Below are 7,480 nucleotides of genomic sequence, written 5' to 3' on the forward strand. Positions count from 1 at the left end.
AATGTCGTCGCCCGCGGAGCGCCGCTCCGAAGCCGGGACCCGCTACGCCGCCGTCCGCGAGTCCGTCCGCGAGCGTGCCGCGCCCCATCTCGGTGTCGACCCGCGGGCGCTCGGCGCGTTCCGCGTCGCGGTGGCGCTCTTCGTCCTCGCCGACCTGCTGGTCTATCGGCTCCCGGCGGTCGGCGCGTTCTACACGGACGGCGGCGTCCTCCCCCGCTCGACGCTGGCCGAGGCCTTTCCATTGTTGGCGGAGGCGTCGCTGTACGCGATCTCCGGCTCCGCGCGGGTACAGACGGCCCTGCTGGCGGTCGGAGTCCTCGCCGCCGGCTCCCTACTGGTCGGCTATCGCACGCGGGCGGCGACGGGTCTCACTCTGGTCCTGCTCGCGTCGCTGTACGCTCGGAACCCGTACGTGATCAACGGCGGCAACACCATCTTGGTCGTGTTCCTCTTTCTGAGTCTGTTCCTCCCGCTCGACGCCCGCTGGTCGCTCGGTGCAGACCAGCGGAGCGGTCGGGACGCTCGGGGGGACGCCGACGGACGCGGGGGTGACGACCCGGAGAGTCCCCTCGACTCGCGGGTCTGTTCGGTCGGGACGGCGGTCACGCTCCTGACGCTCGTGTCGATATACGCGGCGAACGCGGTCTCGAAGTACCGGAGCGACGCGTGGATGTCGGGCGTCGCCGTCCCGCGGATCTTTCAGTTGGGCGAGTTCACGGTGGGGCTCGGACCGCTCCTCTCGGAGCAGACCGCGGTGCTGGCGGCGGTAAACTGGTCGTGGATCGCCCTCCTCGCGGCGTCTCCCGCGCTGGTCGCCGCGACCGGGCGGCGCAGGACCGGCGTCGCCCTCGCGTTCGTCGCCGCGCACATCGGCATGGCCGCGACGATGCGGCTCGCCGTGTTCCCGTTCGTCATGGTCGCGATCCTCCTGCTGTTCTTCCCGCCCGGCGCGTGGGACCGCGTCGAGGCCGCCGCGTCGAGGCTCCCCGGGTCCACGGGGGTCACGGGACCAGACCGTGCGCACCGGAGCGACGGCGGAACGGGAGCCCGCGCCGCGGATCCGACTCCGTCACGCGCTCGCCGCGGGATAAAGGTCGGAACCGCCGCGCTGCTCGCGGGGTTCTTCGTCGCGCTCGTCTGGTGGCAGGCGGCGGGCGTCGGGCTCGTCGACCTCCCCGCGTCGGAGACGACCGGCGAGCTGTCGGAGGTGAGCTGGTCGTTCTTCGCGCCCAACCCGCCGGACGCCTCGAACTGGTACGTCGTCCGGGGAACGCCGAAGTCCGGCGATCCGGTCGACCTGCGCGACGGCGGGGCGGTCACCTACGACCGACCGCCCGACGCGGCGGAGACGTATCCGACGACCCTCTGGCACCAGTACGGGTTCAGGATGAAGACTGCCGGCGAGTCCCGGTACCGGCCGCTCGCGTCGTACGTCTGTGAGCGCACGGACCGCGACGTGGCGTCCGTGACGGTGTTCCACGTCGAGCAGCCCGTCGACGCGGACGGGCCGGTCGGCGACCCCGAAGCCCGGAAACAGATCCGCGTCGCCTGCTGACCCGAGGCGAGAACGGTCCGCGTTCAGGCCTCGACGAACCCGCCCGCCCGCAGCGCCTCCTCGACGGTCGCGTCGTCGTGGACGACCGCCGACACCGCCCGGGCGATCCCCTCGGGGTCGTCGTGCTGGAAGATCGACCGCCCCATCGACACGCCGGCGGCGTCGCCGTCCATCGCGCCGCGGACCATCTCGACCGTCTCCCGGTCCGTGCCCTTCGACCCGCCCGCGATGACGACCGGGAGCCGCGTCGACTCCGTGACGCGGGCGAACGAGTCGCCGTCGCCGGAGTAGCCCGTCTTCACCACGTCTGCGCCGAGCTCCTCGGCGAGCCGGACCGCGTGACCGAGCGACTCGGGGTCCGCGCTGTCGACGCCCGGGCCGCGCGCGTACGCCATCGCGAGGACGGGCAGCCCGAGGCGCTCGGCGTCCGCGGTCAGCTCGGCGAGCTCCTCGATCTGCTCCGGCTCGTGCTCCGAGCCGACGTTGATGTGGAACGAGACGGCGTCGGCACCGGCGCGGACCGCGTCCTCGGCGGTGCCGGTGACGCGCTTGTCGCGCTCGTCGGGGCCGATCGTCGTCGACCCGTTGAGGTGGACGATGTAGCCCGCGCCGTTCTTATTACCGTGGACGCGCTCCGCGACGCCGCGCTGCGTGAGTACCGCGTCCGCGCCGCCCCGCGTGACGCCGTCGATCGTCGACTCGATGTCGACGAGCCCCTCGACGGCCCCCATCGTGATCCCGTGGTCCATGGGGACGACGAGGTAGCGGTCGTTCGTGGAGATGCGGTCGAGTCGTGCCGAGAGTCCTGCTGTCATAGTGGGGTGGGTCGTTGTGTGAGAGTGTGGCAATCGGAGGTAAGTCGGTTTCGTTCGGGGACGTATTGGATCGTTTCGGCTCAGGCGGACTCCACGGGCTCGGTCCGCGAGCGGTGGCCGCGCTCCGCGCCCTCCTTCAGTTCGCGGGAGAGCGCCTCCAGCCGGTCCGCGACCGCCGCGGTCGAAAGGTCTTCGGCGACCCCCTCGGCGACGATGTCGACGAGCGCCGAGCCGACGATGATCCCGTCGGCACCGCCCGCGACGATGTGCTCGGCCTGCTCGCCGGTCGAGATGCCGAACCCGACCGCCTTCGGCACGTCGTACTCGCGGAGCCGGTCGAGGCTCTCCGTGGTCTGGTCCGAGACGTCGTCGCGCGCGCCGGTCGTCCCCAGCCGGGCCTGAACGTACACGTACCCCGACACGCGCTCCATGAGCCGGTCGAGGCGGTCCGCGCGCGTCGTCGGCGCGACGATGAAGACGAGGTCGAGCCCGAACTCGTCGCAGGCCTCGCGCAGCGGGCCCGCCTCCTCGCCCGGCAGGTCGGGGACGACGAGCCCCTGGATGCCGGTCGCGGCGGCGCGCTCGACGAAGGGCCGCGGGCCCTCCCCCTCGCCGTACTGGTAGATGAGGTTGTAGTACGTCATACAGACCAACGCGGCGTCGACGTCGAGCTCCTCCGCGAACGCGAAGAAGCGGTCGGGCGTCATCCCCGCGTCGAGCGACCGGACGAGCGCCTCCTGTATCGTCGAGCCCTCGGCGATCGGCTCGGAGAACGGGAGCCCGAGCTCTATCACGTCCGCGCCGCCCCGGTCGAGCGCCTCGACGTACGCCTTCGAGGACTCGTAGTCGGGGTCGCCGACGACGAGGTACGGCACGTAGGCGGGCCCGTTGGCGAACGCGGCGGCGACGGCGTCGGAGTTCGCCATCTACATTCCCCCCGTAAACATCGACATGTCGGGCGCGTTCGCCACGTCGCGCTGGTCGGTCTCCTCGATGGCGGCGTCGAGGTCCTTGTCGCCGCGTCCGGAGACGTTCACGACCACGCGCTCGCCCAGCTCCTCGTGGTGCTCTTCGAGGTAGCCGAACGCGTGGGCCGTCTCCAGCGCCGGGATGATCCCCTCGGTGTTCGAGAGCCTGTGGAACCCCTCCAAGGCGGCGTCGTCGTCGACGGCGACCGGGTCCACGCGCCCCTCGTCGACGAGGTATGCGAGCTCCGGGCCGACGCCGGCGTAGTCGAGGCCGGAGGAGATGGAGTGGCTCTCCATGATCTGGCCGTCCGAATCCTGGAGCAGCTTCGTCCGCGCGCCGTGGAGGACGCCCTCGTCGCCGGTGTACAGCGACGCGGAGTTGGGCGCGACGCCCTCCTCCTCGTCGACCTCGAGGGTGGAGCCGCCGGCCTCGACCGCGTGGAGCGCGACCGACTCGTCGTCGACGAAGTCGGCGAACGTGCCCATGGTGTTCGACCCGCCGCCCGCGCAGGCGACCACGTCGGTCGGGAGCCCGCCCGTCTTCTCGATCGCCTGCTCGCGGGCCTCCTCGGAGATGACCGCCTGGAAGTCGCGGACCATCACCGGGAACGGGTGCGGGCCGACGATCGACCCGATGACGTAGTGGGTGTCCTCGACCGTCTCGGCCCAGTCGCGCATCGTCTCGGAGATGGCCTCCTTGAGAGTGCCTCGGCCGGTCGTGACCGGCTTCACCTCGGAGCCGTTCAGCTTCATCCGGAACACGTTGGGCCGCTGGCGGTTGATGTCGCGCTCGCCCATGTAGATCGTACAGGGCATGTCGAGGTGCGCCGCCGCCATCGCGGTCGCGGTGCCGTGCTGGCCCGCGCCGGTCTCCGCGATGATGCGCTCTTTGCCCATGTACTTCGCCAAGAGGACCTGCCCGAGCGCGTTGTTCAGCTTGTGCGCGCCGCCGTGGAGCAGGTCCTCGCGCTTCAGGTACACCTCCGTGTCGTAGCGCTCCGAGAGCCGGTCGGCGCGCTGGAGCGGCGTCGGCCGCCCGCCGAAGTCGGCGAGGCGCTCCCGGAACTCGTCCATGAACCCGTCCTCGTTGTTCAACACGTAGCGCTCGTACGCGTCGGCCAGCTCCTCGATCGCGGGCATCAGCGCCTCCGGGACGTACTGGCCGCCGTAGCGGCCGAACTTCCCGTCGTCGCGGCCGCGCTCGCGGCCGGGCCGTCGACTCATCTCCTCCGTCGTCCGCGTGTCGGTCTCGCTCATGTGGGTGTCTCCGTCGCGTCGCTGGTATCGCTTTCGCCGCTCGCGCCGCCGTCTCCCGCCTCCGCCCGCACCAGCTCGCGGGTGTTCGCCTCGACGTCGCCGTCCATGATCGCGCTGCCGACGAGCAGGGCGTCGGCGCCCGCCGCCAGCATCCGGCGGACGTCGGCGGGCGATCCGATACCGCTCTCGGCGACCAGCGTCACGTCGTCCGGAGCGTGGGGCGCGACCGACTCGAAGGTTCCGAGGTCGACGACGAGCTCCGCGAGGTCGCGGTTGTTCACGCCGATCGTCGTCGCGCCCGCCGCGAGCGCGCGCTCCAGCTCCGCCCGGTCGTGGACCTCCACGAGGACCTGGAAGCCGCGCTCGCGGGCGGCCGCGACCAGATCGGGGAGGTCGTCGCCGGCGAACCGCGCGATGAGCAGGACGACGTCGCTCTCGGCGGCGTCCAACTGCGCCTCCTCGACGACGAAGTCCTTGCGGAGCACCGGGACGTCGACGGCGTCGCGCACGCGTTCGAGAGTCTCGATGCTCCCGCCGAAGTGCTCCGGCTCGGTGAGCACGCTCAGGGCGGCCGCCCCGCCGGCGACCATCCCCTCGGCGAGCGCGACCGGGTCGTCGTCGCGGGCCCCGTCGGTGGTCGGACTCGTCGGCTTCACCTCGGCGATCACCGGGACGCGCCCGTCGGCCTCGGCCCGCTCGAACGCGGCCGAGAGGTCGCGAGGGGCGACCGAGACGGTCGCTCCCGCCCTCGCGTCCGCGCGGTCCCGGGCGGCGGACAGGATCGACCTGACCGCCGGAGCCAGCTCGTCTGGATCGTCCATTACTATACACTAATGTACTTATCTGTTCATAAGGCTTGCGGGGATCGGGGCGACCCGCTCGCCTTCGGCCGGCGACGTGAGCGCGGCTCGCGGGAGACCTTTTAAGTGAACGACCCGCCCAGTGAAGGGTATGAGCATGGCCGGTACGTCCGGCGTCTTCGCCCGGGAGTTCGACGAGATCGGCCGGACCGTTCAGGTGGGGTTCGCCGGCGGTCGCGTCATCTCGGTGTCGTTTCCCGCCGAGCCGCCGGACGACGCCGACGGCGACCACGACCTGTTGGACAGGATCGACGCGTACCTCGACGGCGAGCGCGACGAGTTCGCCGAGGTGGCGCTCGGCCTCACGGTGCCGACGGACCAGCGGGAAGTGCTGGAGGCGCTCCGGAGCGTCCCCTACGGCGAGGAGGTCTCCGTGAGCCGGCTCGCGCGGCTCGCCGGGTTCGACCCCGACGACGCGGCCGACCTGGAGACCGTCACCGGCGCGCTCGCCGACAACCCGGTCCCCGTCCTGCTCCCCGACCACCGGGTGAGCGGCGGCCCGTACGCGACGCCGAGCGGCGTGCGGGGCGAGCTGCGCCGCGTCGAGGGACTGTAGCCGCGGCCGCTCAGATCTCGAAGTCGGGCGTGTCGAACGCGCCCTCGTCCTCGTCGACGTCGTAGCGCTCGATCCCGGTGAGCGCGAGGTCGAGCGTCGCGTCGGCGTCCCAGCGCCCCGTGTTGACGACGAGGTCGTAGATGGACCGGTCCGACAGGTCGATGCCGTAGTAGGACTTGTACCGCTGCTCTTCGATCACCTCGCGGACCTGCATCTCGGAGGTCATCTCCTCGCGGTCGGCCGTGCGGTCCGCGCGGACCTCGTCGGGCGCGTCGAGCCAGATCCGGATGTCGGCGCGGTTGCCGGCGATCCAGCCGGCCAGCCGCGACTCCAGCACGAACGCCTTGTTCGCGGCTCCCCACTTCTCGGCGATGCGGCGGAGCCGCTCGTCGAGCGCGCGGTCGATCTCCTCGGACTCGCCGGTCTCGGCGATGAGCTGCGAGAGGCTCATGTCGCGCTCGGCGGCGATCTCGCGGAACAGCTCGCCCCCGGAGACGTAGCCGCAGTCGAGCGATTCGGCGATCCCTTCGACGAGGGTCGTGGCCCCGCAGCCCGGCGGCCCGGAGACGGTGACGAACAGGTTGCGGTCGATCCCTCTGGCGGGCTCCGGCGAGGTGCCGCTCATGTGTGTGGCGACACGAAACCACGGGGCATAAACGGGTCGGTCGCGCGAATTTCCGCGGGGCCGACGGACGCACGAGTCGGTCGCGCGAATTTCCGCGGGGCCGACGCAACCGATTTCCCTGCCCGAACCCTCGTGTGGTCCGTGAGCGAGACCACGGACCGCGGCGACGAGGCGGCCGCGCGTGCGCTCCTCCGCGACGCGATCGACCGGGGCGCGGTCGCCGCCCCCGAGTTCGATCCGGAGACGGTCCCGATCGCGGACGCTGACGTCCTCGCCCGACTCTCGCCCCCGGTCCGGCGCTGGTGGGTCGAGCGCTTCGGCGAGTACGTCGGCGAGAACGGCGGCTTCTTCACGCCGCCGCAGCGCGAGGCGATCCCGCACGTCGACGCCGGCCGGAACTGTCTCGTCGCCGCGCCGACGGGCAGCGGGAAGACGCTCGCCTCCTTCCTCGCGGTCCTCGACGACCTCTTCGCCCGCGACCGCGCCGGCGAACTGGAGAACTCGGTCTACTGTCTCTACGTCTCGCCGCTGAAGTCGCTCGCGAACGACATCGAGCGTAACCTCGAGACCCCGCTGGACGGGATCGGCGAGGCGGTCGCCGCCGCGGAAGCGAGCGCCGAGACGGACGGCGGCGACGAACCCGACGGCTACGACCCCGGCGTCAGGCAGGCGATCCGCCACGGCGACACCTCGAAGGCGGACCGGCAGGCGATGCTCTCGGAGACGCCGCACGTCCTCAACACCACGCCGGAGACGCTGGCGATCCTGCTCAACTCGCCGAAGTTCAAGGAGAAGCTCCGCACCGTCGAGTACGTGATCGTCGACGAGATCCACTCGCTGGCGG

The 7,480-nt window shown here is 71.5% G+C and carries 8 protein-coding genes; 3 read left to right on the forward strand and 5 right to left on the reverse strand.

The features are described from left to right. The first annotated feature begins 1 nt into the window (after window position 1). Window positions 2-1,555: an HTTM domain-containing protein gene (locus C464_RS10520; protein ID WP_006113677.1), complete on the forward strand. Its 1,554-nt coding sequence runs from the start codon at window positions 2-4 to the stop codon at window positions 1,553-1,555. Between the two features lie 23 nt (window positions 1,556-1,578). Here the strand turns inward: C464_RS10520 and C464_RS10525 are convergent, their stop codons facing one another. The 4 genes from C464_RS10525 to trpC form a co-directional block, all read right to left on the reverse strand. Next, window positions 1,579-2,370, reverse strand: coding sequence for a 2-amino-3,7-dideoxy-D-threo-hept-6-ulosonate synthase (locus tag C464_RS10525; RefSeq protein WP_006113678.1), 792 nt, complete (start codon window positions 2,368-2,370; stop codon window positions 1,579-1,581). An 80-nt stretch (window positions 2,371-2,450) separates the two neighbouring features. Further along, the gene (gene trpA, locus C464_RS10530) at window positions 2,451-3,296 is read right to left on the reverse strand and encodes a tryptophan synthase subunit alpha (protein WP_006113679.1); all 846 of its coding nucleotides are present in this window, start codon (window positions 3,294-3,296) and stop codon (window positions 2,451-2,453) included. Continuing rightward, entirely contained in the window at window positions 3,297-4,595 is a 1,299-nt protein-coding gene (gene trpB / locus C464_RS10535; protein ID WP_006113680.1) for a tryptophan synthase subunit beta, read from the reverse strand. After that, complete coding sequence (gene trpC, locus C464_RS10540; RefSeq protein WP_006113681.1) at window positions 4,592-5,416, reverse strand: indole-3-glycerol phosphate synthase; 825 nt, start codon at window positions 5,414-5,416, stop codon at window positions 4,592-4,594. The genes trpB and trpC overlap by 4 nt, the downstream gene beginning before the upstream one ends. 130 nt (window positions 5,417-5,546) lie before the next feature. Between trpC and C464_RS10545 the strand changes: the two genes are divergently transcribed. Continuing rightward, the gene (locus C464_RS10545) at window positions 5,547-6,011 is read left to right on the forward strand and encodes an MGMT family protein (RefSeq protein WP_006113682.1); all 465 of its coding nucleotides are present in this window, start codon (window positions 5,547-5,549) and stop codon (window positions 6,009-6,011) included. Between the two features lie 10 nt (window positions 6,012-6,021). On the opposite strand, the gene cmk is transcribed toward C464_RS10545, so the two are convergent. Beyond that, window positions 6,022-6,636 carry a (d)CMP kinase gene (gene cmk, locus C464_RS10550; RefSeq protein ID WP_006113683.1) on the reverse strand — a complete coding sequence of 205 codons (615 nt, stop codon included), beginning with the start codon at window positions 6,634-6,636 and terminating at the stop codon, window positions 6,022-6,024. Between the two features lie 141 nt (window positions 6,637-6,777). On the opposite strand from cmk, the gene C464_RS10555 reads away from it, so the two are divergent. Next, a partial coding sequence (locus C464_RS10555) for a DEAD/DEAH box helicase (RefSeq protein ID WP_394296106.1) occupies window positions 6,778-7,480 on the forward strand: 703 nt, incomplete at its 3' end.

It is taken from the genome of Halorubrum coriense DSM 10284 (genome assembly GCF_000337035.1).
GTDB lineage: Archaea > Halobacteriota > Halobacteria > Halobacteriales > Haloferacaceae > Halorubrum > Halorubrum coriense.

What these genes read in the sequence shown, in the direction of transcription:
- C464_RS10520 (WP_006113677.1), top strand. Translation starts at nt 2, where the DNA reads ATGTCGTCGCCCGCGGAGCGCCGCTCCGAAGCCGGGACCCGCTACGCC.
- C464_RS10545 (WP_006113682.1), top strand. Translation starts at nt 5,547, where the DNA reads ATGAGCATGGCCGGTACGTCCGGCGTCTTCGCCCGGGAGTTCGACGAG.
- trpC (WP_006113681.1), bottom strand. Translation starts at nt 5,416, where the DNA reads ATGGACGATCCAGACGAGCTGGCTCCGGCGGTCAGGTCGATCCTGTCC.
- cmk (WP_006113683.1), bottom strand. Translation starts at nt 6,636, where the DNA reads ATGAGCGGCACCTCGCCGGAGCCCGCCAGAGGGATCGACCGCAACCTG.
- trpA (WP_006113679.1), bottom strand. Translation starts at nt 3,296, where the DNA reads ATGGCGAACTCCGACGCCGTCGCCGCCGCGTTCGCCAACGGGCCCGCC.
- trpB (WP_006113680.1), bottom strand. Translation starts at nt 4,595, where the DNA reads ATGAGCGAGACCGACACGCGGACGACGGAGGAGATGAGTCGACGGCCC.
- C464_RS10525 (WP_006113678.1), bottom strand. Translation starts at nt 2,370, where the DNA reads ATGACAGCAGGACTCTCGGCACGACTCGACCGCATCTCCACGAACGAC.